A 23,332-nucleotide genomic window follows, 5' to 3' on the forward strand; every position below is an offset into this window, starting at 1 on the left:
TCGCCCGGAATCTCTTGTGACGCAATGCTTTCGCCAGCGCACGGTAAAAACGACGGTAGTAACAAATGTCAGTCGTTTTAAATCTCTTTAATCACAAAGTCTTGCAGGACTCGTTGATGACCGAATGGGCACAGTCCAGGCGGACAGCGGCACCGCTTCAGAGCGGTATCTGCCAATTTCGTGAAGCTCATGTGTTCCTGCATTGGCTCGATCACATTGCGTTCGGAAGTGCCTGTCCGAGTACATTCGCGCACCTGCCCGTCGATAAGATCAGCGACGCACGCGAGATGCGCGTTCAGTGAACAACTGAGCAATGCGGGTATGAGCTGCGTCGATGATCTCGTCTTGGCGGCGCTCGATGTGCTTCCTTAGCCGCGCCGTGCAAGACTTGATGTTGCCGTCCTTCAATGCTTGCACAATCGCCTTGTGGTCATGGTGCGTGGCCCGGCGAGTCGGCGTACCCACATCGATCCAGCGCACGAATTGTATGCGCGCATTGATGTTGTCCAGTAGGCGGCACATCTCAACGTTTCCGGCCAATGCAACGAGGCGCTCGTGAAACTGCTCGTCCTGCGCCACTAACTCTGCTGCCGAACATTCCTCTCTGGTCGCGTCGTCGCCCACCATTGCCGCGAGTGAATCAATTTGCTCAGTACTCGCGCGCGTGGCAGCCAATTGCACCGCCGCTAGTTCAACCGTCAAACGCAATTCGTACAGATCAAAAAGCTCCTTTGGGTCGAGCTCCCTAAAGAAGAAACCTTTCCCAGATACAGAGCGCAAAAAGCCTTCTGTAGTCAGCCGGTTGAGCGCTTCCCGTAACGGAGTACGCGAAACGCGTAGTTCGTTAGCCAGCACGCCTTCGTTCAGGCGTTCGCCAGGAAGAAAGGAGTGGGTGATTGCTTTTGCACGCAGCGCTTCGTAAACCGTTGCACCAATTTTTTCAGGTATTGCGCGATCGTCTACAGCAGAGATAGAGGCGTTCATTCGATCAAAGGGTGAGTCTTCTCGGAAGGGCGGTCGCAAATGCCCCTGGGGTTGGGGGTCGAAAGACACCAGCGTATATCCATTCTAACCCTATTGCGCTTTTTCTGAACTTAGGACAGAATTCAGTCCTGAATACAGAACGATATTCTGTTCAGCAGAATATTTCGACAAATACAGCACGGACTATTAGCACGGAGCCTGCTGGACAGCTCCACAAATGGCGCCGTCTCATTCGGAAGTCTTCTCATGACCATCAAGGGAAAAGCGTGCATCGCGGGCGCCTTCGAACACCCGCTTCGAAAAGCAGAACACCACTCGGTTGCCCAGTTGCATGCCGAATGCGCGCGAGGCGCACTGGCTGATGCGGGGCTTTCCATCAAGGACGTCGATGCTTACTTCTGTGCCGGAGATGTGCCGGGGCTGGGGCCTCTCTCAATGCTGGACTACCTAGGACTGCGGGTGAAGCACCTGGACACCACGGAGACGGGCGGGTCGTCCTACCTCGTCCATGTCGCGCACGCGGCTCAGGCTATCGTGACGGGCAAGTGCAATGTCGCCCTGATTACATTGGCCGGTAAACCACGCACCGATCCGTCAATGGCCAAGCCCCGCGAATATGGCGCCGCCTCGCCGGACGCCGCCTTCGAACAACCTTTCGGCATGAACACCCTAGCCGGTTACGCGCTTGTCGCGCGCCGCCACATGTACGAACACGGGACGACGGCCGAGCAACTGGCCTGGATCAAGGTTGCAGCCTCTACGCATGCACAACACAACCCCCATGCGATGCTGCGGCAGCTCGTGACAGTCGAGGACGTCATCAACTCACCGTTGGTTGCGAACCCACTCCATCGGCTCGACTGCTGTGTGGTTAGCGACGGAGGCGGTGCGCTGGTGGTCACCCGTCCCGAGATTGCGCGTAGCCTGGCGCGCCCAGTGGTGAGCGTGCTTGGCGCGGGCGAAGCGGTGCGCGGCGTTTACAGCGGCTGGGAAGACCTACTGGTCACCGGCGCGGCGCAGTCGGGAGCGCAGGCCTTCACCGAGGCCGGCGTGAAGCCGGCAGACATCCAGTACGCGTCAATCTACGACAGTTTCACTATTACGGTGCTGCTCCAGCTAGAAGATCTGGGCTTTTGCCCCAAGGGCGAAGGTGGGCGCTTTGTGCAGGACGGCAATCTCATCTCCGGCGTTGGCCGGCTTCCCTTCAACACCGACGGCGGAGGACTATGCAACAACCATCCGGCCAATCGCGGCGGAATTACCAAAGTGATCGAGGCGGTACGTCAGTTGCGCGGCGAAGCCCATCCCAATGTGCAAGTGCCCGAATGCGAGATCGCCTTGGCGCAGGGCACGGGCGGCAACCTAGGCGCCCGCCACGGCAGCGCCACACTCATTCTTGGACGGAATTGATCACATGTTTCTCTCAGATGACCGCGAGTGGCCAGCTCCTGCCACCAATCCCGAAAACGAAGCCTTCTTCGTCGCCGCCGCGCAGGGCCGTCTCCTGTACGGTCGTTGCCGCGTCTGCGGGCGCGCTCACTACTACCCTCGCTACAGTTGTCCGCATTGCTTTTCGGCGGAAGTGGATTGGGTCGAAGCCAGCGGCCGGGGTCACATCTATACGTACACCGTGACTGGTGCGGCCTCGGACCGGCAGGTGTTGGCCTTCGTTGAGCTGGAGGAAGGCGTGCGCATGCTCAGCAATATAGTGGATGCGGCACCCGAGGAGGTTGCCGTCGGCGCCTTGGTGCAGGTTGCATTCGGCCGTGCTGGCAGCGTCAGGGTGCCGGTCTTCGTGCTGGAGCAAGTGGGAGAGCGAACGTGAACCTCGATGCTGTCAGTGCCTGGACCCGCACAGTCGTCCACGACTACAGCGCGCGTGACTCGGCGCTCTATGCGCTGGCTGTTGGCGCCGTGTCCGATCCTCTCGACGCACGTCAACTGCAACTGGTGGACGAGACCAACCAGGTGGCCGTTCCTTCCATGGCCGCCGTTATCGCCTCTCCAGGTTTCTGGGCGCGTGATGAGAAGTCGATGGAGATCGATGCCGCGCGCCTCGTCCATGGCGAGCAGCGGATTGCGTTGGAGCGTCCCCTTCCTGCACAGGGCCGCGTCGTTGGTATCTCGCGTGTGTGCCGCATTGTCGATAAGGGGGCGGGAAAGGGTGCACTGATAACAGTGTGCAAAACGCTGCAGTCGGAGAGCGGCGATCGCTACGGGCGCGCTTGGCAACTGTTCTTCTGTCGCGGCGATGGGGGGTTTTCGGCGACCGGGGCAGACGATCTCGTCTTGGGCGACGAACCGCTGCCGGCGCTGGTCGCTTCGCCGGCGCGCGAGCCGGACCTGCGCGTGCAGTACTCCGTGCGTGCCGATGCCGCGTTGCTGTATCGGCTTTGCGGCGACAACAATCGACTGCATATCGACCCGCAGGCGGCGCAGCAGGCAGGCTTTCCCGGACCCATCCTGCATGGGCTAGCGACCTATGGCTTCGCGACCATGGCGGCCATCCGGGCCTTCGCCGCGAGCGACGCACAACGGCTGACCGGTCTGGACGCACGCTTTTCGGCGCCGGTCTACCCGACCGAGGAGATCGAATTCCGAATGTGGGACGAGGGTAGCCACGTGGCACTCGAGGGCCACGTGGTTGCGCGTGGCGTCGTGGTGATCAGCCACGCGCAGGCGCGTTTTAAATGATTAAAGGTGAATTCATGAACGAATCCATGTTAGGCAAGGTAGCTGTGGTCACAGGAGCCGGAGGCGGTATCGGCCGCGACATCGCACTTCAGTTGGCGCAAGCTGGCGCGCGCGTGGTGGTTAACGACATCGGTGTGTCACTCAGTGGCGAGGGAAGTGATGCAGGGCCGGCAGCGGCGGTGGTGGCGGAAATCTGCGCTGCGGGCGGCGATGCTGTCGCCAATACGGACTCCATTGCCACGCGCGAAGGCGCGCAACGCCTGATCCAACAGGCGGTCGACAGCTTCGGTCGAATCGACTGCGTCGTCAACAATGCCGGTATTCTGCGAGACCGCTTCTTCCATAAGATGAGCGAAGAAGAATGGGACGCCGTCATGAAGGTGCATTTGTACGGCTCCTTCTATACCAGCAGAGCAGCAGCTGGGTTCTTCAAGGAGCAGGGCGGAGGGTCCTTCGTCCACATGACGTCGACTTCGGGGCTAGTTGGCAACCGCGCGCAGGCCAACTATGCGGCTGCCAAGATGGGCATCGTTGGTCTATCGCGCACAATCGCCATTGATCTGCAGCGTTCGGGAGTGCGCTCCAACTGCATCGCACCGTTCGCCTGGGGACGCATGGTCGCGTCAGTGCCCATCACGACCGACGCCCAGAGGTTGGCAGCCGAGCGCAAGCAGCAATTGATGACCCCGGCCAAAGTTGCGCCCCTAGCGGTCTTTCTGGCCAGTGACTTGGCCGCGGATGTCAATGGCCAGGTGTTCGCCGTACGTGGCAACGAAATCATGCTCATGAGCCAGCCGCGCCCGGTCAAGTCCGTACACCAGTCCGAAGGCTGGACGGTGCAAAGCATCGCCGAGCATGCGCTGCCAGCGGTGCGCAGCGCGCTCACGCCACTAGAGGAGACGGTGGACGTCTTCAACTGGCCGCCCATCTAAGCATCGGCGTAATGCTACCGGTTGGGGTACCTGCGACATAGCGATGCCACTGTGTCGCGAATGGCGGTGTGCCTTGTCCCCTCTTTGAGTCGAAATAGTCATAATTGGAGATAACGTGGACCTGACATATAGCCCGCAGGACCTGGCATTCCGCGATACCGTGGTGGCATGGCTGCAGCAGAATTTGCCAGAGGATCTACGAGACAAGGTGCTCAATCACAGGCGGCTGAGTCGTGAGGATTTCGTGCGTTGGCACAGAATCGTGGCCGCTCAAGGATGGGTGGGGAGCAGTTGGCCAGTTGATTACGGTGGAACCGGTTGGACAGCAGTGCAGCGCCACATCTGGGACGAGGCGTGCGCTGTGGCCGGTGCTCCGATCATCATGCCTTTTGGCGTCAACATGGTGGCGCCAGTCATCATGGCCTTCGGCAGTGAAGCGCAGAAGCGCCATTACCTGCCGCGTATTCTGAACTGCGACGACTGGTGGTGTCAGGGCTATTCGGAGCCGGATGCTGGCTCCGACCTGGCTGCGGTTAAGACCCGCGCCGAACGCATCGGCGATCACTACGTCGTGAATGGCCAGAAGACTTGGACGACGTGGGCGCAGTACGCCAACATGATCTTCTGCCTTGTGCGTACCGATTCGAAGGCGCGCAAGCAGGAAGGAATTTCCTTCTTGTTGATCGACATGAACAGCCCCGGCATCACGGTGCGACCCATCATTATGCTCGATGAGGAGCACGAGGTTAACGAAGTGTTCTTCGATAACGTCCGGGTGCCGGTGGACAATTTGATCGGCGAGGAGAACCGGGGGTGGACCTATGCCAAGTACCTCCTGGGACATGAACGCACCAACATCGCCGCCGTTGGGCGCTCCAAGCGAGAGTTGCGGTTGCTCAAACGGTTGGCACACAAGCAGCGCAAGAATGGTGAGTCGTTGATGAGGGATCCGGTGTTCGCCACCAAGGTGGCCTCCTTGGAGATCGAGTTGATGGCGCTTGAAATGCTCGTACAGAAGACCATCTCTCAGGAGAGTCACCGGACGTCGCCGGCTCCGGAGGCTTCCATGTTGAAGATCAAGGGTAGTGAGATCCAACTGGCTATCACCGAGCTGATGCTCGAGGCGGTGGGGCCCTATGGTGCACCCTTTGATCCTGCGTTCCTCGCCGGGGAACGAGCACACTGCATCACGCAGAACGATGACGCGGCGCCCCTCGCGTCGCTGTACCTAAACCATCGAAAGATCGCGATCTACGGCGGCTCTAACGAAATCCAGAAGAACGTCGTCGCCAAGCTCGTACTGGGCCTGTAAGGAGAGTCATCATGAACTTCGACTATACGCAGGAACAACAACAATTCGCCGACGCGCTACGCCGCTGGATTGAAAAGGACTACGGCTTCGAGCAGCGCCGCACTACCATCCATGGCGAGCTCGGCACATCCGAAAAAGCGTGGCGCGCGCTGGCCGAACTCGGCGCTATGGCATTGGCCTTGCCGTCGTCCGTGGGCGGATTCGACGGCAGCGCCGTGGACATGTTGATCGTGATGGAGGAGCTAGGGCGCGGTCTGGTGGTCGAGCCTTGCTTCTCAACGGCGATGGGCGCGGAGATCCTCAAACTGTCGGGCGGACATGACGCGCGGCTGGAAGAGGTCGCGGCAGGCCGGCTCAAGCTGGCTTGCGCACTAGGAGAACGGCAATCTAGGCACGACCTGTTCGACATCGCGACAACTGCTAGGGCGAGCGAGGGCGACTACGTGCTCGACGGCATGAAAACGGTCGTGACACATGGCGCGCAAGCCGACCACCTAATTGTGTCTGTCCGCACTTCGGGCGCGCAGCGTGAAACGAGCGGCATCTCCCTTTTTCTACTGCCGACCGACACGCCTGGTGTCTCCATGCGCGAATACCGAACCATCGACGGCATGCGCGCGGCCGACGTCGAACTATCGAATGTCCGCTTGCCGGCGTCGCTCTTGCTATGCCCCGAAGGCGCTGGATGGGAGCTTCTGGAGGCCGGGACTGACTACGGCATCGTGCTGTTGTGCGGTGAAGCCCTCGGGGCCATGGGTTCCCTGAACGCTGCGACGCTCGCGTACTTGAAAACGCGTCAGCAGTTCGGTGTGCCAATTGGCAGCTTTCAGGTATTGCAGCACCGCATGGTAGACATGGCTATCCATCTGGCCCAGGCGCGCGCCATCGCCACGCTGGCAGCAGCGAAGCTGTCGGCTGCCACCGATGCGCAGAATCGTAGGCGGATGGCATCAGCCGCGAAGGCGCGTGTCGGGCAGGCCCTGAAGTTCATCGCTCAGCAAGCTGTGCAGTTGCATGGCGGGATGGGGCTTTCGGACGAACTGCCCGTCGCCCACTACGTCAAGAGGCTTACGGTAATCGAACTGATGTTGGGGGACACGGACCATCACCTGGCCCGGTTCTCTGCGCAGCCTTTTTTTGACGATAGCGCCGTGACTTGAACTGGTATGGGCTCATTTCCTTCCCCACGGTAACCGACTGGTTTCCTTGTTCGATACAGCAAAGGAGTCATCATGAAGCGTCGCATTTTTTCCTCGTGTTGCAGGAGTCTCATTATTGCTGCTGCGCTGACATCAGCGGGTACCTTGGCTGTCGCACAATCCGACTTTCCCACTAGGCCTATCAAGCTTATCGTGCCAACCAACCCGGGAGGCAGCATTGACACGATCACGCGAATCCTCGGTGACGAACTCACCAAGGAGTTCAAGCAGCCAGTCGTTGTGGAGAACAGGACCGGTGCAGGCGGAATGATCGCTGCTACAACCGTGTCGCAAGCGGAACCCGATGGGTATACGCTGCTTGTCACGCACACGGGCGTCCTGCAGGCCGATCTGCTGCACAAGAAGCCATCCTACCGGTTGAGCGATCTCGCTCCTGTTGCAGAAGTGTCTAATACGCCGGTCGTGTTCGGGGTGGGCAGCAACGTGCCGGTGACCGATTTGAACTCGTTCGTCGCACTTGCGAAGACGGAGCCTGAGACGCTGAGCTACGGTTCTTACGGAAAAGGGACTTCGGCGCACATCTGGGCAGAGCAGTTCTCCCAGCATGCCGGAATCAAACTGCTGCACGTTCCCTATAGCGGGGAGATGCCTGCGTTGCAGGACGTTCTCGCAGGCCGCGTCACAAGCGGTTGGGGCGCCGTCGGCACATACAAGCAGTATGCCGATGCCGACAAGATTCGCATACTTGCTGTGGCGAACCCCACGCGGTCAGTTCTGCTTCCAAACGTGCCCACCTTTATCGAAGCTGGCTTCCCCGAAATGAATGCCAGCGGATGGTGTGGCGTCTTCGCCCCTGTTGGCACCCCTAAAGCTATCGTGGCGCAGCTATCGCGAGCTATCACCAGAGCCGTGCAGCGTCAGGATATTGCGCAGCGTATTTTGGCGACCGGACAGGAGCCGACCGGAGCCGATGAAGAAGCCTTCGGCAAGCGCGTGGCCCACGACCGGCAAACCTGGGCTAAGGCGATCGCCGATTTCAATATCGCCCTCGATTGACCGCCTTCCAATGAATGTGGAGAAGGTTCCATGACGAAACCGAAAAATATCCGTGCTTGGCCTCAGCATCTTCCGTATCAGTTGACGACGCCAGCCACGAACCTTTACTTCAACTTGGTCGTATCGGCGACCCGCTTCCCCGAAAAAACGGTCTTAATAGACGCGTTTGGCTCCTTGACGTACCGTGAGCTGCTCTGTCAGGTTGACTGGGTGGCAGGCTTCCTGGAACAAGACCTGGGCGTCCAAGGCGCGGAGCGGGTCATGGTGTACATGCAGAACTGCCGCGAGTTCATCATCGCCTACTACGCGATCCTGCGCGTCGGCGCCGCGCTGGTACCCGTGAATCCGATGAACAAGCGTGGGGAGATCGGGCACTATCGAGCCGACAGCGAGGCGCGTGTCGCCTTCTGTAGCAAGGAGAACCTGGACGAACTGTTGGCCATGGACGGCGCCGCAGATCTTGTGGCGGTGATTGTCGCCAACAGACAGGCGTCGACGGGCGACACCCCAGCTCGACTGCCGCCCGCTGCGGCGCCAGCAGTGTATGACTTCGAGTCTGCCATGACGGCCAGGCGCGTGCCAAGCTATCCTGTCGCGCATGACCCTGCACAATTGGCGGTGATCCTCTACAGCTCGGGGACCACCGGCAGTCCCAAAGGTTGCATGCATACGCATCAATCGATGATGGCGAGCACCAACACAGTGGCGCATTGGATGGGCATGCAGTCGGAAACGGTAGTCTTGGCGGCGCTACCTTTCTTTCATATCACGGGCATGCAGAACATGATGAACGTTCCTATTTACGTTGGCGGGACGCTGGTCCTTCTGCAGCGCTGGAATCGGGACGCTGCCGCCGAACTGATTGCTAGGCACAGGGTGACGCATTGGAATACGATGCCGACCATGCTTATTGACTTCCTGGCAAGTCCGCAGATCGCCAACTATGATCTGCGCTCGCTTAGACGTCTTGGCGGCGGCGGGGCCGGCATGCCCCAAGCGGTGGGGGAACGCATCAAGGCGCTGATGGGAGTCGATTTTCTGGAAGGCTACGGCCTCTCCGAGGGCATGCCCTTTATGGGCAACCCGGCGGCGCACTTTAAGCATCAATGCTTGGGTGTACCTCTCTTCGACACGGATGCGCGCATTGTGGATCCCGAGAGCCTACGTGAGCTTCCGCAAGGGGAGGTGGGCGAGATCGTCATTTCCAGCGATAAGATGTTCAATGGCTACTGGCAAAACGAACGGGCGACGCGCGAAGCATTCATTGAGCTGGACGGGGAACGCTTCTTTCGCAGTGGCGATCTAGGCTATGTGGACGAGGATGGCTATTTTTTCATCGTCGACCGGCTCAAGCGCATGGTCAATGCGTCCGGCTACAAGGTATGGCCGACGGAAATCGAGGCATTGCTTTACGAGCATCCGGATGTGCGCGAAGCGTGCGTGATAGCTGCCAGCGATGCGTATCGGGGCGAGACGGTGAAGGCGGTGATAGTGCTGGATGAAGCAGCAAAGGAGCGTGTATCGGCTGCGGACATAATCCTTTGGTGTAAGGCGAGGATGGCAGCCTACAAATACCCCCGGCTGGTGGATTTCGTGGACGAGCTCCCAAAATTGGCCACTGGGAAGATTGCATGGAGGCAACTTCAGGAGGCCGAGCGAGCCAAGGATCGAGCCGCGGCTGTGCAGATTGACGGCCCTGCCATATCCAATCGCGCAGTGTCTGTAGAACCATCCGATTAACGGCCTGCATTCTTCGGATCAGGGCTCCGAAATGGAAAAGGGTTGCCAAAATAGGCAACCCGATCTCCTTGGCGCGAAGTTAACCGCCAGCCTGCAAAAGGCTTACCAAATCCACTGTAGGCATTACATCGGCGTACTTGCTTGCCATGTCGAACAAGTTCACCGCGTGAGATATCTGCGACCGATCATAAACGGCGTCCTGGGGTACCACCACCTTATAGTTCAGTGCGCAAGCATCAACCACGGTGGCCCTGACACAACCGCTGGTTGTGCAGCCCGTGACTACCACCGTGTCCACGCCAAGGCCAACTAGGTAGCTTGCAAGTGCAGTACCGTGAAAGGCGCTTGCCTGGTGTTTTGGAATCTGGATGTCGCCTTCCTGTGGACTGACTTCTTTGACGAAGTCATAGTCAGGCGCCGACACGTTCATGACGCCGGGTACCTTGGCTTCGAACTGGCCACGATCGTGGGATCGTTTCGGGGCGACATGCGGATACAGCACGGGTGCGCCTATTCTTCGGAACTCGGCTAACAGTTGGGCGATATGTGGTACGGCGCGCCAGCCGTGCTCACCGCAACTGGTAGGCATGGTCTTGATGGCCTGCTCAATCGGCATAGGCTCGTAACCCATCGAACGATATTGCACATCGATAACCAGCAGTGCGGGGCGCTGGCCTATACCGGTCTGCGCTCCCCAGCCTGCCTTCCGGTATATGTTGAGCTCCTCGTCTGGGATGACCCCATCCCAGGGGCGTACACGTTGTCCCTGAACTTCATTCATGGTGTCAGATCTCCACAGAGGTAGCGTCGTACTGAAGCAGCCAGTCGTAGCGCTCACTGACGGCCTGCTCTGACCAGTGCTTATGGATGTACGGCCAAGCGGTGGCGCTTTCCGCCAGATCGGGGCTATGGAATATGCCGAACATGTTCAGCGACTCGGCCTTGGTGCGGTTGGCGCGGTCGATCCGGGCGCGATCGTATCTTTGCAGCGCTTCGGGAATATTGTCCGCATTTTGCTCCAGGCAACGTGACAGAACGAAAGCATCCTCCATGGTCAGGTTCACCCCCATCCCCAGGTAGGGTGTCATGGAATGGCAGGCATCCCCAACCAGGGTCACATGCCCCTTCGACCATGATTCAAGCGGATCACGGACGAACAAACCCCAGCGGAACAGGTTTTCCGATCCGACGAACAGATCGATGATGTCCTGGTGCCAGCCCGCGAAATCGTTCAGTGCATCGGCGAGATCGCCTTTCTCGGACCATGACTCGGTGTGCCAAGTATCGCTATCGACCTGGGCCGAGAAACTGACAAACATTTCGCCATCGCGCTGGACCGGGTACGTGGTGACATGCGCTGTGGGCCCTACCCATGTGGAGGCCAGGGCCTCGCGGTGCTGCGGTTTCAGGTTTCTCATCGGCGCCAACCCGCGCCAGGCCAGCGCACCGGTATAGCGGGCGGGCGCGGGACCGAACATCGACTGACGGACCCGGGAGTGCGCGCCATCGCAGCCGACGACCACATCGCCATCTACATGGCGGCCATCGTCGAGCAGCAGCCGGGCGCGCCCATTGACGGTTTCAGCGCCGAGCGAGCGAGCCCCAAAATGAACCGCATCTGGCTTGATGCTGATAACCGCTTCATACAGTACGCGCTGCAGTTCTGCCCGCAACACTTGAATCAGCGTATGGTCTGCCTTGGACGTACTGGCTTGCCGGTGGTAGACTGATTTTCCCTCACCGGTCCTCCAGTACCGGATAAGCCGGTCCTTCGGCGGAAGATTGATGCGCTGCAGTGTTTCGGTCAGGCCAAGCGCCGCCATGACCCGCGCGCCATTCGCGGAGATCCACAATCCCGCGCCTACCTCGCGCAACTCGGACGACTGCTCATAGATGTCGACGTCGAACCCTTTTTTCAACAAAGCGATTGCGAGGGTGAGCCCTCCCATTCCGGCACCCGCAATAATCACGTGCGGCCGAGGGCGAGTGTTTTTAGAATCAGACATTGGTTCCTCTATTGGTAATGCGATGGGTTTTGGATGAGGTCCATGACGGCCTCAAGAATCTTGACGTAGCCGGTACATCTGCAAATGTTGCCGCGCAGATAATGGCGTACGGTCTCTTCGGATGGTTTCTTGTGGCGCTCCAACATCGCCTTGACAGACAGGATCATCCCCGGCGTGCAGAACCCGCACTGCAATGCACCGTGCGCGATGAATGCGCGCTGGACGGGATCCAGCTCTTTGCCATTCGCCAGCCCCTCGATGGTCCTCACGTCGCGTTCGTGCGCATCGGCACATAGCGTGGTGCAACTAGAGGTAGGGTTCCCGTCGACAAGAACCGTGCAAGCGCCACAGACCTGGACGTCACACGATCGCTTGGTTCCCTTCAGCTGCAAGCGATCACGCAGCACATCGATCAACATCTCGCACGGTTCGACGTCCACGGAAGTGGCTTTGCCGTTGAGGTTGAAATCCACGCGCATCATGGGAAATTCGTATTCGGTCTGGCTCATGGCAAGCACGCTTTAAGAGCCCGTTCGGCAAGAACGGATACAAGATGACGTTTGTAGTCGGCGCCGCCGTGGAGGTCGTCATGGGCGTCGATGTCTTCGGCATCTTCGGCCACGGCAAGCTGCAGGTGATTCCATATCTCGTCGGCGTGCAGGTCGGGGGAGAGGCCGGCCGCCACTTGCTCCGCGCGCCCCAGCCGAGTAGGCTTGGCGGATATCGCACCGGCCCACAGGCTCAGGCGTTGCGGGTTGTCTATGGACCAGACGGCGGCCACCCCCACGGCGGGCCGCTCGGTATGCCCGAACGCCCGGTAAGCCGACCGGGTGCCCGATGACTGAGGCGCGATATCGATCGACGTCAGTATCTCGTCTTCTTTGCGGGCCGTTGCGAACTCGCCAAGATGAAAATCCCTGGACATGACTTCGCGTTGCCCCTCCGGGCCAGCCAGGACCAGCCAGGCGTCCAGAGCACAGAGCATGGTCGGCGCGTCGGCGTGGGGCTCGGCAAAGCAAAGCACACCTCCCAGGGTACCCGCGATCCGGACTCGGATATTGGCAACATGCTCGCTCAGCTCGGCATACCCTGGCAGCGACTCGCGCACGATCGGGTCATTCGCGATCTTGTCGTGCGTAGTCAGCGACCCGATTGCTATCGTACCGTCGCTTCTTAGCCGCACGCCTTTTAGCTCATCAATCTGCTTGAGATCTATTACATGCTCGTAACGCAAGACATGGGCTTTCAATGCGACCAGCAGCTCTGTCCCGCCAGCATGGAACGTGGCGGCGTCGCCGTACTGCTTCTTCAGCGCAATGGCTTCTTCGAGACTGCCAGGCCGGTGCAGAAAGAATTTCTTGGCACGCATTCAGCCACCTCGCTTGCCCAGGCTCGCAGCCGCGCCCAGCAAAGGAGCGACCAGCCACCACCACGGCGATTGGCCAAATGCGACCGCGCCGTGTGCGACTCCGACGGCGACGGCTACGTTGACACCCAGCCTTGGCCAAAGAAAAACCAGTTCGGTGCGGCCCTTTTCAGGTGAAGCCGGCGCAGGCGAGAAATGCCTGGGCTCCTGTTGTCGTGCCGCGGTGCCGGAAGGCGGGGCCTCGATCTGCACTGCAGATTCGGCGGCATGCGGCTTTCTGTCTGGTGCCGGCTTGCCCGGTGCACTGGGCTGCGGTTCCGGCGCTACGGCTCGGACGCCATCCAGGTTCGACAGTTCGGCCCGCAAGCGTTGCTCGAACTCGGCGAAAAGTTGCTCTGAACGCTTGCGCACAATCGGGTAGCCCAGGGATGCAAGACGGCCTGCGACCTGCATGCTGGCGTTGACGTCGAGCTTGCACAGCACATTCTTGCCGTCGCGCTGTTCCTCGAGATTGACAACCATGCCTACGTCGATGGTCGTGCCCGTAGCCTTATCCTTGCCGGCAGCCTTCAGGGAAACCTGCCGCTCTATATCGTAGGACTCGATAATGATGCGGGTCGGCACTTCCAGCTTGAAAGGCCCGATCTTCTGCCGCATGACCGCGGCGAACTCTTTGAGTTTTTCTACCTCGGCAACGTCCTCGCAACCCGGAATGAGGGTAGCAACCCGCTGTACATCGAAGAAGATGGCCCACAGTTGTGCAGCAGTGGCCGGTAATAGTGCGTCGATTCTGAAATCCATGGCGTCGCTTTATTTGTCGTTTAGGGGTTTGTCTCTTAACGCGCGCCAGACGCGCTCTGGAGTCAATGGCAGTTCCTTCAACCGGATTCCCCAGCCTTGGAACAGAGCGTTGGCCACGGCGGGCGCCGCAGGCAGGATTGCTCCTTCGCCGCCGCCACGAGATCCGAATGGGCCGGGTCCGTCACCGCTCTCTATCAGGGTGGTTCCAACCTGATCGGGCAGTTCTTCCATCGTGGGCACCTTGTAGTCAAAGAGTGTCCCGTTCACGACCTGGCCGTCTTCGTAGATGTATTCCTCTGATAGTGTGTGGCCCAGCGCCATTACCATGGCGCCTTCATCCTGGCCTTCGGCGGCCTTGGGATTAATCACGTGGCCTAGGTCGGCGGCACCGCCCGCCCTCAAGACCTTGATGGCACCGGTTCCTTCATCAAGGGCTATTTCAAACGCCCCGGCCCCCGTCTCCCAGAACAGCGGCTGCAGTTTGAAACTGCCGTCCTTGGTGTTGGGATTGACGCGGCCGACACCCAGGAACTCGCCCGCGGCCATGCCGTTGAAGCGCCGCAGAAGCTCCATCAATGCCATAGAGCCCTGCGGCCCTTCGATTGCGCCGTCCACCAGTTTGTAGTCGTCCGGGTTTCCACCCAGCACTTGGGCAGCGGTGTCGCGCACTTGGCGCACGATGTCTTCGCATGCCATTTGCACGGCCAGGCCTATGATGACTGTCGAGCGGCTGGCTCCGGTGCCCCAGTCATATGGAGCCTGCAAAGTGTCCGGCTGCGCGACAGAGATCATGCGCAAAGGCTGGTTCAGGGTCTGGGCGGCAATAATGCGAAGCACGCCACGGCTTCCTTGCCCGATTTCAACCGTATTCGCCGAAACATTCACGGAGCCGTCAGCGCGCAGGCGAACGATAGAGCCGCCGATCGGCATGATTCCGGGATCAGTCGCTCCCACAGCCACACCGACCCCGCGCCGCCCTTCGTGACGGGACTCGGGCAAATTCTTGAGCGTGTCGAGCGCCGCGCGCAGCGACCGCCGCATATCGACGTCGATCGGCCGCAGATCGTGCTTCAGGGTCTGGCCTTTTTCAGCCAGGTTGCGCATCCTGAATTCGACCGGGTCATAACCCATGGCATCGGCAATGATGTCCATCTGCGACTCGGTAGCCCATACAGCCTGCGGGCCCCCGATAGACCGGAATGCGGCGCCCGGTACCGTGTTCGTGTAAACGCCTACGGCCTCGAGTCGAAGATTGGGTATGTGATACGGCCCGATCGCCCGGATCGCGGCCTTGACGGCGATGGCGGGCCCGGTATCCGCGTACGCGCCCCCGTTCAGCACGGCGCGCACCGACTTCGCAACGATTCTGCCGCTTTTATCTACAGCCGTCTTGAGCGCCACCTCGGCGTCAAGGCGGCGGCAGGTCAGCATCGACTCGGCGATCGTCAGGCAGACCCGAACGGGCGCCCGTGCCTTCCATGACAGTGCCGCCACCAGGGGATCGATCTTTACCGATGCCTTTCCGCCGAACCCGCCCCCGACATAAGGAGAATGCACCCTGACGCAGGCCAACGGTATGCCCAGGATTTCTGAACAGACACGCTGGATAGCGGTGGGGGTCTGGCCTCCGCTCCAGATCTCCAGCGAGTTGGGCTTCCAGTCTGCGATGCAGACGTGCGGCTCCATCGCATAGTGGAAAACCATGGGAAAAGTGAAAGTATCCTCAAAGATCCGGACGTCGCCCTGGAACACGCGATCGACGTCGCCACTTTCATAGGCCCATTGCTGGAACTGGTTGGTTCCCTCGACTGGCGTGCAATGCCCTCGAAAATAATAGTCCTTGAGGACATCCATATCCTCGTGGACCAGTGCGGCGCCTTCGGCAAGCGCCTCTTGCGCCGTTGTCGAATGCGCCAGCGTCTCATAGGTGACAACGATAGCATCGACGGCTTCTTCTGCCGTGGCCTCGTCGATCGCGGCCACCGCGGCAACAGGGTCGCCGACGTAACGTACTTTTTCCAGCGCAATGACCGGACGATCGCGCAACGATAGTCCCCACCGGATCTCGGCACCCGGCAGGTCTTTGAGGTCGTCGCCTGTCAGGATGGCCACAACGCCCGGAATTGCAAGTGCCGCGCTCAGGTCCAGCTTCGCAATGCGAGCGTGCGGCACGGTGCTGCGCAGGATCTTGCCGTGCAGCATGTTCGGTATGGCGATGTCGCTCGCGTAGACTGCCGCGCCCGTGACTTTTTCAAGATAGTCTGAGCGGGGCTCGGTGCTGAGCGAAAACAGAGGCTTGGAATGCATGAGAAGGCCGGGGTTTTAGTTTTCGAGCGAGATCTTCGAACGCGCGATCACGTCCGTCCACAATGCGGTCTCGGCGGCTTGCCGCTTTACAACGTCTTCGGGCGTGCTGGACGCGGCTTCGACGCCCACAGCGCCCAAGCGCTTCTTGACCTCTTCCGAAGCCATCGTCTTGGCGATTTGCGGCACGACCTTGTCGATGACGTTCTGCGGCACACCCTTGGGCGCATAGAGGGCAAACCAGGTAACAACGTCGAAGCCCGGAAGCACGGTTTCAGCCAACGTGGGAACGTTGGGCAAGGCTTCGGATCGCTTTGCCGTCGTGACGGCAAGCGCCTTCAACTTGCCGGACTTGATGTAGGCCAGCACCGCAGGCCCCTGCTCGATCGCCATGACGACCCGATCAGCGATCAGGTCGATCACCATGGGGCCGCTACCCTTGTATTGCACCGGGAACACATCGACGTCGGCGCGCTGTTTGAAGAGTTCCATGAACACGTGCTGCGAGGTGCCGGCTCCGGCGGACCCGTAGCCATATTTGCCGGGGTTCTTCTTGAGGTAGGCAATTAATTCCTGGATGGAGTTGACTGGCAGCGTCGCGGGCACAACCACGTACGACGGATTGAATCCAAGAATGGAGATAGGCTCGATCTTCTGGTAGACGCCGCTCATTCGTTCGCTGAGCAGCGGCAGCACGGAAAACATGGAAGACGCGCCGATCAGCATCGTGTAGCCATCAGGCGCCATCCGGGCTGCGTAGTCCGCACCAATGATCCCCGACGCGCCTGCGCGATTCTCGACCACGACCGACTGGCCCAGCTCGTCTAGACCTGCCGCGACCGAACGGGCGTACAGATCAGTGGCTCCACCCGGCGGATAGGGTGCGATGAGTGTGATGGGCTTGTCCGGATACTGCTCGGCGTTGGCTGCGCCCATCAAACAAAGGCCGCCAAAGGCCAGGCTTGCGAAAAGCTTCTTCCAGCTTACGTTATGCATCTTGGGTACCCCTGGGAAGTTATAGGACGCAGCTGACGAGTTGCAGCCTCGTGTTCTGTTAAGAGGAACCATATTCTGCCTAGCAGTACGATACAATGTCAACTAGGATATGCACTAGATTGAGTGAACAAATGTCGGAAGCTCCGGATAATGATGTAAAAGCGGGAGGCGTTGCCGCAGTAGAGCGGGCGATTGCTATACTCAACGCCTTTCGTGCGGGCGACAGTTCCTTGTCGCTGAATGAAATCGCTCGCCGAACCAAGATGTACAAGAGCACTATCCTGCGCCTCTTGGCAACGTTGGTGCAGGAGCATTGCATCGTGCGCTTGGACGACGGAAACTATCAACTAGGTTCGATGCTGTTGCACTGGGGCGGGCTTTACCAGTCTGCGCTGCGTCTGGACGATCATGTGCCACCGATTTTGCGTCGGCTTGTTCAGGAGACTGAAGAGGGGGCGTCTTTTTTCACTCGCGAGGGCAACCACCGCGTCTGTCTTTTCCGGGTGGACTCGCCGCGATCGATCCGGGACCATATCCGAACCGGCGACCTTGTGCCGCTCGACAAAGGAGCGGCAGGCCGGGTGCTGATGGCGTTCGACCCGGCGATCACTCCTCGATCACAGGCTCCCGTGCAGCCCTACATTATTACTATCGGCGAGCGCGAGCCAGATATTGCTGCAATCGCGGCACCCGTATTCGGCCCTCAGAAAAATCTGCGCGGGGCCCTAGCCATCTCCGGGCCGGCTGCCCGATTCTCTGCGGAGTTGATTTCGGCCATGTCCGTGCGCTTGTTGGCAGCCTCGGCCGATCTGACGCGCCGACTGGGTGGTGATGCCACTATATTCGATAGTTGGCGTCCGGCGGACAGCTCCGTCGCATTGGGTGAGTCGGCAGACTAGGGCGATCCCACCGGTCGTTCAAGCGTGGTGAGCGACCCGCATTGCTGGGTGAATGACGTCGCCGTCTTTCAGAATCTGTGTTCCGTCTAACCAAAGGTTGCATCGGCGCATAGGCAAGTCCAGGTGGCAAGCCGTGTCGTTGTCTCCTCCCACTTCCAGGTTTGGCCCCAGAGAAAAAAGTACATTGCCATAGAACGACAACGCGTTCATCACATGTTCGGCCGGCAATTGGCGTGTCACCGAGAACTGGTACCAACACGCTTTCTCGTTGAGCCCCCAGCCTATGTGTGAAATCGCATAGGCCCGGTCATCACTGAAGCTCTTGATGTAGCTATCGATCAGTTGTGCATCAACGCCCGCGCCTGATATGTCCACGACATTGCCATTTCTTATCTTCAATGTCACCGGCGACTCAACATACTTCTTGAACGCGCAAAGAATATCGCCTGGCTGCAACACGACCGTGCCGTTGACGCCGCCATCATTACCCTGTGTGAAAGAAAATCCCGACGGGAAGTGATCCCAACGGCCAGGCTCATAGGTGTAGCCATATTCTGAAATCACAGGGTACTGGCCCAACTGGTAGGTGACGTCTGTGCCCGCATCAGAGGTGAACCGAAGCTCTCTTGCTTGCTCCAGCATTTCCTTGGCGTATTCGACGCGACGCCGCAAATCTTCGGTAGGGAACATCTGCTTTAATATGTGAAAGGGTTCCATTACGCGAAGAATACGTACGCCGGCGGCCTGGATTTCCGCCTGCTCGCGCGAGAATAAGAGGCCAACCATATCGATTACCATGTCCGCCGACTTGAGCGTCCGCATCGCGAGTTCATTTCCCACGACAGGATGCCGCCCTTGCACACCCACCGCGTTTTGCTGACCGCGGCGGACATTCAGATTGAAGGTCGTTGCTTCCAGACTTTGGGCCGCGGCCATAAAGGCATTTGCGTTCTCTTGCCATTCATCGTCGGCGGTCAGTACTACGACCGTTTCTCCCGATTTAACGCCGCATAGCCTCAATTCTTTCGTGAACAGATCCAGTACTTCCGCGTCCAGTTTCAATTGCTGTTCCTCTCGATAGTCTGATGATGCTGGGCAAGAATATGGCCCAACGCCTGTTTGAATGCTTCAAAGTTCTCGGCCTGCATCTGGTGGCCTACGCCGGATAGGCGCGCGACCGAGATATCGCTGCGCAACTGATGCATCTCCGTGACATCTGCGTCGGAAACGACCCCACCTTCGCCCGCACAGAGCATCGAAAGTGGTTCTTTCGTTTGCGCGAGATCAGCGAAAAGATCTTCATTATGAAAATCGTCGTAGGCAATGTGCACAGCGCGCTCGTCACAAGTAGCCAGCCATTCCGCACGCAGCTGCTGCAGTTTGCCTGGCCATGGGGCGGCTCCACTTTGTTGCATCCACTCGAGCGCTTCACCACGATGGGCCGCGCGTAACAAGGCCAGGGTTCTGGACTTCGGCACTGGATAGGCTCTCCGACCAGGGCCGCTAGTGGGGGGGTCAATCAGCACGAGTGCGCCGAAAAGCCCAGGTGATAGCGTGGCAGCGCGGAGCGCGATTCGTCCACCCATGGAATGACCCACCACGATGGGTTGTTTCATACCCGTGGTCTGAACGAACGCGACTATATCGTAGGCGCAGGCAGTTACGCCGTAATCCAAATGTGGGCCGCTTTCGGATAGTCCACGTCCTCTTACGTCTAGGATACGGCAGTCATATTCTTCACAAAGCCGTTGCCCAACGTGACGCCAGAGAGCGGCCGGACTGACGATGCCCGGGATAATGAGCACGCTGCGGCCAGCGCCGGCGAAATGCAAATAGTGCTGGCGAATACCGTTCGCACGCACATGCGCTCCTGTTCCCGTATTCACGTCACCCTCCTTTTTGGCTAGTTGCCACCGTTGTCTGTCTGCCTTCGACCGGCCACCTTGTCACAGCGAAAAAAGAATAGTGGTGCGTCAGGCAGAATCATATTCTATCAGCAGGAATTTTCAGGTCAATCCGGATATTCGCACCAATGAGTAGGTGAATCATGTGATGTACTGGAATAGCGGGTGCAACCAAGCACATGCGGCGTCGGTGCCGACTCGTGCGGGCGATGCAGATGCGCTGTTTCTGCCCGCCAGGGAGAGGGGAGGCGATGGGCGAAGAGGTCGCGGGGTCGAGTCCCTCCTGATGCAACAGCGAGCCTACACGTTCACGCAGCGCGGCACCACGCTGTTTCACAAAGAACACTAGCGGCCGCGCGACGGTTTCGAACATCGTCTGCTGGGGGTTGAGGGCAAGATCGGGATTCTGGTGGATCTACTGCAGGCGTCGGCGTTGGTCGGCGTTGCGGTGTAGGACATCAGCGCTGGCGCTTTCTCCGGCGATCCGAAACCGCCCCTGGCTCGGTTGGACGAGGCCGCAGATCACCTTGGCGAGTGTGGACTTGCCGGTACCCGAGGGCCAGGTCAGCGATACGCCTTCAACCTGCAGGGCGCGGGCTGCGCGGCAGGACTGGGCAGCTTGGTGCGCGTTGGCGCCTGGGCCTGGAACAACTGGCGAGTGTAAGGATGTTGTGGATCGGCTAGCAGGGGCGCGGCTTGGTCGCTCTCTACGACTTGGCCGTGACGCAGGACGAGCAGGTAGTCGGCCAGTCCAGCCATGGTTGGCAGATCGTGGCTGATGTAGAGCGCGGCGGTTCTCATGGCCGTCAGGGCGTGGTGGACGGCGGCAAGCACCTGTGTTTGTGTTTGCGGGTCCAGGGCCATAGGGGGTTCGTCGAAGACGATTAGGGTGGGCTAGCTACACGAAGCCATGGCCGTCATCATGCGCTGAAGCTGGCCGTCAGAGACTTCGTGTGGATAACGTTGGCCCAGACCTTCGGCGTCTTCCAGGCCGAGCAGGCGCATCAGGTTCCAGGCGCGTTCCCTGAGCAAGCGCGCCCCGGCAGGGGTAAGGTGCAGTTTGGGCGGTATACGCATGAAAAGCAGCACACCAAGTTGATCCTCCAGATCGCCGATGGTCCGCGGCAGCGGAGTGGAGTCGATGGGGACACGCTCGGCAGCGCGTCGAAAACTCAACTCCTCAGCGACCGCAATGAAGTATTGAAGATGGTACAGCTTCATCATTCGAGCTTTCTGCAAACCAGAGTTGGCCTTTGAGAACCGCCAAAATAGACATCGTGATGAAACTCCGTAACTCATCGAAAAGCACGTCGTGGCCCCTACGAACGAGAAACTCACTGTGACATCAAGAGACCACCTGCCGCCTGGTTTCACTAGTACATTTCGGTTGGCAGCGCATTCACGCTCTCGGCACCGTCCACGATGCTGTCGCGAACGCCAGGGGCGCGGCTGAGGATGTGGTCGGCGTAGAAGCGTGTGGTGGTGATCTTGCTTTGCATGAAGCCGGCGTCCGTGCCCTGGGCCAACTGGTCTTCCGCCACGATCAAAGTGCGCGCCATCTGCCAGCCCGCCACCAGGTTGCCCGCGAGCATGAGGTAGGGCACGCTGCCGGCGAAGGCGGCGTTGGGGTTGGACTTGGTATTCTCGGCGATGAATTCGACCACGTCGACAAAGGCTTCGCGTGCGGCCTTCAGGCGCATGTGAACGGCCTTGGCGTTCGCGCTGCTGCGCTTTACCAGTTCGGCCTCGGTCTTTTCTATCTGTGCAGCGATGGCCTTGGCGCCGGTACCGCTGTCGCGCGCGGTCTTGCGGCCCACGAGGTCGTTGGCCTGAATCGCGGTCGTGCCTTCGTAGATGGTGAGGATCTTGGCATCGCGGTAATGTTGCGCCGCACCGGTCTCCTCGATGAAGCCCATGCCGCCATGCACCTGCACGCCCAGGCTGGTCACTTCCAGACTCATCTCGGTGCTGTAGCCCTTGATCAGCGGCACGAGGAACTCGTAGAACGCCGCGTTCTGCTTGCGCATGTCGGCATCCGGGTGGTGGTGCGCGGCGTCGTAGGCCGCAGCGGCCACGCTGGCCATGGCGCGGCAACCTTCGGTGAACGCGCGCATCGTCATCAGCATGCGCTTGACGTCGGGGTGGTGGATGATCGGCGCCGCGGTGCTCATCGAGCCATCGACCGGGCGGCTCTGCACGCGATCCTTCGCGTAGTCCACGGCCTTCTGGTAGGCACGTTCGGCGATCGCGATGCCCTGCACGCCCACCGCGTAGCGCGCGGCGTTCATCATGATGAACATGTACTCCAACCCACGGTTTTCCTGGCCCACGAGATAGCCAACGGCCCCGCCATGGTCACCGTACTGCAGCACCGCCGTCGGGCTGGCCTTGATGCCCATCTTGTGTTCGATGCTCACGCAGTGCACGTCGTTGCGCGCGCCCAGCGAGCCGTCCTTGTTCACCATGAACTTCGGCACCACGAACAGGCTGATGCCCTTCACGCCTTCCGGCGCCCCTGTCACGCGAGCGAGAACGAGGTGCACGATGTTCTCGGCCATGTCGTGCTCACCGTAGGTGATGAAGATCTTGGTGCCGAACACCTTGTAGCTGCCATCGGGTTGCGGTTCGGCCCGGCTGCGCACCGCCGCGAGGTCGGAGCCGGCCTGCGGTTCGGTGAGGTTCATGGTGCCGGTCCACTGGCCACTCACCAGTTTATGGAGGTAAGTGGCCTTCAGATCGTCGCTGCCCGCCGTCAGCAAGGCTTCAATGGCACCATCGGTCAGCAGCGGGCAAAGCGCAAAACTCATGTTGGCGCTGTTGAGAATTTCACCGCAGGCTCCGCCGATGGTCTTGGGCAGGCCCTGGCCGCCGAAGTCCACCGGGTGCTGCAACCCCTGCCAGCCGCCTTCGGCGTATTGCCGGAACGCGTCCTTGAAGCCCGGCGTGGTGGTGACCACGCCGTCCTTGAAGGACGAGGGGTTTTTGTCGCCTTCGAAGTTCAGCGGAGCAATCACGCCCTCGTTGAGCTTGGCGCACTCTTCCAGCACGGCTTGCGCGGTGTCCAGTCCGGCGTCCTCGAAGCCCGGCATCAGCGCGATCCGGTCAATGCGCGCGAGGTGCTCGATGTCGAACAGCATGTCCTTAAGGGGGGCGACGTAGTTCATCCAATTTTTGCTTC

Annotated in this window: 23 protein-coding genes; 9 read left to right on the forward strand and 14 right to left on the reverse strand. The window is 59.8% G+C overall.

Features of this window, described 5'->3' with window-relative positions:
• Positions 1-270: 270 nt before the first annotated feature.
• Positions 271-984 carry a GntR family transcriptional regulator gene (locus ACYVI2_RS18670; protein ID WP_415816314.1) on the reverse strand — a complete coding sequence of 238 codons (714 nt, stop codon included), beginning with the start codon at positions 982-984 and terminating at the stop codon, positions 271-273.
• 246 nt (positions 985-1,230) lie between these two features.
• On the opposite strand from ACYVI2_RS18670, the gene ACYVI2_RS18675 reads away from it, so the two are divergent.
• The 8 genes from ACYVI2_RS18675 (at position 1,231) to ACYVI2_RS18710 (ending at position 9,878) form a co-directional block, all read left to right on the forward strand.
• Positions 1,231-2,394: a thiolase domain-containing protein gene (locus ACYVI2_RS18675; RefSeq protein WP_415816316.1), complete on the forward strand. Its 1,164-nt coding sequence runs from the start codon at positions 1,231-1,233 to the stop codon at positions 2,392-2,394.
• A 4-nt stretch (positions 2,395-2,398) separates the two neighbouring features.
• On the forward strand, positions 2,399-2,809 hold the full coding sequence (locus tag ACYVI2_RS18680) for a Zn-ribbon domain-containing OB-fold protein (protein ID WP_415816318.1): 411 nt from the start codon (positions 2,399-2,401) through the stop codon (positions 2,807-2,809).
• The gene (locus ACYVI2_RS18685; protein WP_415816320.1) at positions 2,806-3,678 is read left to right on the forward strand and encodes a MaoC family dehydratase; all 873 of its coding nucleotides are present in this window, start codon (positions 2,806-2,808) and stop codon (positions 3,676-3,678) included. Before ACYVI2_RS18680 ends, ACYVI2_RS18685 begins: the two co-directional genes overlap by 4 nt.
• 14 nt (positions 3,679-3,692) lie before the next feature.
• A complete protein-coding gene (locus ACYVI2_RS18690) occupies positions 3,693-4,610 on the forward strand; it encodes an SDR family NAD(P)-dependent oxidoreductase (RefSeq protein WP_415816322.1) in 918 nt (305 codons plus the stop codon).
• A 115-nt stretch (positions 4,611-4,725) separates the two neighbouring features.
• Positions 4,726-5,922 (forward strand): acyl-CoA dehydrogenase family protein, encoded by a 1,197-nt coding sequence (locus ACYVI2_RS18695; protein WP_415816324.1) that lies wholly within the window; start codon positions 4,726-4,728, stop codon positions 5,920-5,922.
• 11 nt (positions 5,923-5,933) lie between these two features.
• Complete coding sequence (locus tag ACYVI2_RS18700; protein ID WP_415816326.1) at positions 5,934-7,082, forward strand: acyl-CoA dehydrogenase family protein; 1,149 nt, start codon at positions 5,934-5,936, stop codon at positions 7,080-7,082.
• Between the two features lie 72 nt (positions 7,083-7,154).
• Positions 7,155-8,138: a Bug family tripartite tricarboxylate transporter substrate binding protein gene (locus ACYVI2_RS18705; protein ID WP_415816328.1), complete on the forward strand. Its 984-nt coding sequence runs from the start codon at positions 7,155-7,157 to the stop codon at positions 8,136-8,138.
• Positions 8,139-8,168: 30 nt separating this feature from the next.
• Positions 8,169-9,878 carry a long-chain-fatty-acid--CoA ligase gene (locus ACYVI2_RS18710; protein ID WP_415816330.1) on the forward strand — a complete coding sequence of 570 codons (1,710 nt, stop codon included), beginning with the start codon at positions 8,169-8,171 and terminating at the stop codon, positions 9,876-9,878.
• A 79-nt stretch (positions 9,879-9,957) separates the two neighbouring features.
• Here ACYVI2_RS18710 and ACYVI2_RS18715 read toward each other — a convergent pair whose 3' ends face one another.
• Genes ACYVI2_RS18715 through ACYVI2_RS18745 form a run of 7 tightly spaced genes read right to left on the reverse strand, consistent with a single transcriptional unit; the run spans position 9,958 to position 17,351 of the window.
• Positions 9,958-10,659: an isochorismatase family protein gene (locus tag ACYVI2_RS18715; protein ID WP_415816332.1), complete on the reverse strand. Its 702-nt coding sequence runs from the start codon at positions 10,657-10,659 to the stop codon at positions 9,958-9,960.
• A 4-nt stretch (positions 10,660-10,663) separates the two neighbouring features.
• Positions 10,664-11,884, reverse strand: coding sequence for an FAD-dependent oxidoreductase (locus ACYVI2_RS18720; protein ID WP_415816334.1), 1,221 nt, complete (start codon positions 11,882-11,884; stop codon positions 10,664-10,666).
• Positions 11,885-11,892: 8 nt separating this feature from the next.
• Positions 11,893-12,393 (reverse strand): (2Fe-2S)-binding protein, encoded by a 501-nt coding sequence (locus tag ACYVI2_RS18725; protein ID WP_415816336.1) that lies wholly within the window; start codon positions 12,391-12,393, stop codon positions 11,893-11,895.
• Positions 12,390-13,253: an FAD binding domain-containing protein gene (locus ACYVI2_RS18730; protein WP_415816338.1), complete on the reverse strand. Its 864-nt coding sequence runs from the start codon at positions 13,251-13,253 to the stop codon at positions 12,390-12,392. Before ACYVI2_RS18730 ends, ACYVI2_RS18725 begins: the two co-directional genes overlap by 4 nt.
• Positions 13,254-14,051 (reverse strand): CoxG family protein, encoded by a 798-nt coding sequence (locus tag ACYVI2_RS18735; RefSeq protein ID WP_415816340.1) that lies wholly within the window; start codon positions 14,049-14,051, stop codon positions 13,254-13,256.
• A 9-nt stretch (positions 14,052-14,060) separates the two neighbouring features.
• The gene (locus ACYVI2_RS18740) at positions 14,061-16,358 is read right to left on the reverse strand and encodes a xanthine dehydrogenase family protein molybdopterin-binding subunit (protein ID WP_415816342.1); all 2,298 of its coding nucleotides are present in this window, start codon (positions 16,356-16,358) and stop codon (positions 14,061-14,063) included.
• 15 nt (positions 16,359-16,373) lie between these two features.
• The gene (locus ACYVI2_RS18745) at positions 16,374-17,351 is read right to left on the reverse strand and encodes a Bug family tripartite tricarboxylate transporter substrate binding protein (protein WP_415816344.1); all 978 of its coding nucleotides are present in this window, start codon (positions 17,349-17,351) and stop codon (positions 16,374-16,376) included.
• Between the two features lie 131 nt (positions 17,352-17,482).
• On the opposite strand from ACYVI2_RS18745, the gene ACYVI2_RS18750 reads away from it, so the two are divergent.
• Complete coding sequence (locus ACYVI2_RS18750) at positions 17,483-18,250, forward strand: IclR family transcriptional regulator (protein ID WP_415816346.1); 768 nt, start codon at positions 17,483-17,485, stop codon at positions 18,248-18,250.
• Positions 18,251-18,268: 18 nt separating this feature from the next.
• Here ACYVI2_RS18750 and ACYVI2_RS18755 read toward each other — a convergent pair whose 3' ends face one another.
• The 6 genes from ACYVI2_RS18755 to ACYVI2_RS18780 all read right to left on the reverse strand — a co-directional run bounded on the left by ACYVI2_RS18755 (position 18,269) and on the right by ACYVI2_RS18780 (position 23,318).
• Entirely contained in the window at positions 18,269-19,312 is a 1,044-nt protein-coding gene (locus ACYVI2_RS18755) for a M29 family metallopeptidase (protein WP_415816348.1), read from the reverse strand.
• The gene (locus tag ACYVI2_RS18760) at positions 19,309-20,112 is read right to left on the reverse strand and encodes an alpha/beta fold hydrolase (RefSeq protein ID WP_415816350.1); all 804 of its coding nucleotides are present in this window, start codon (positions 20,110-20,112) and stop codon (positions 19,309-19,311) included. Before ACYVI2_RS18760 ends, ACYVI2_RS18755 begins: the two co-directional genes overlap by 4 nt.
• Positions 20,113-20,569: 457 nt before the next feature.
• Positions 20,570-20,680, reverse strand: a complete 111-nt coding sequence (locus ACYVI2_RS18765) for a hypothetical protein (RefSeq protein ID WP_415816352.1) — start codon at positions 20,678-20,680, stop codon at positions 20,570-20,572.
• A 38-nt stretch (positions 20,681-20,718) separates the two neighbouring features.
• A complete protein-coding gene (locus ACYVI2_RS18770; RefSeq protein ID WP_415816354.1) occupies positions 20,719-21,018 on the reverse strand; it encodes a hypothetical protein in 300 nt (99 codons plus the stop codon).
• 30 nt (positions 21,019-21,048) lie between these two features.
• The gene (locus ACYVI2_RS18775) at positions 21,049-21,378 is read right to left on the reverse strand and encodes a LysR family transcriptional regulator (protein ID WP_415816356.1); all 330 of its coding nucleotides are present in this window, start codon (positions 21,376-21,378) and stop codon (positions 21,049-21,051) included.
• 149 nt (positions 21,379-21,527) lie between these two features.
• Positions 21,528-23,318: an acyl-CoA dehydrogenase gene (locus ACYVI2_RS18780; protein ID WP_415816358.1), complete on the reverse strand. Its 1,791-nt coding sequence runs from the start codon at positions 23,316-23,318 to the stop codon at positions 21,528-21,530.
• Between the last annotated feature and the right edge of the window lie 14 nt (positions 23,319-23,332).

This window comes from Bordetella tumbae, from assembly GCF_054780995.1.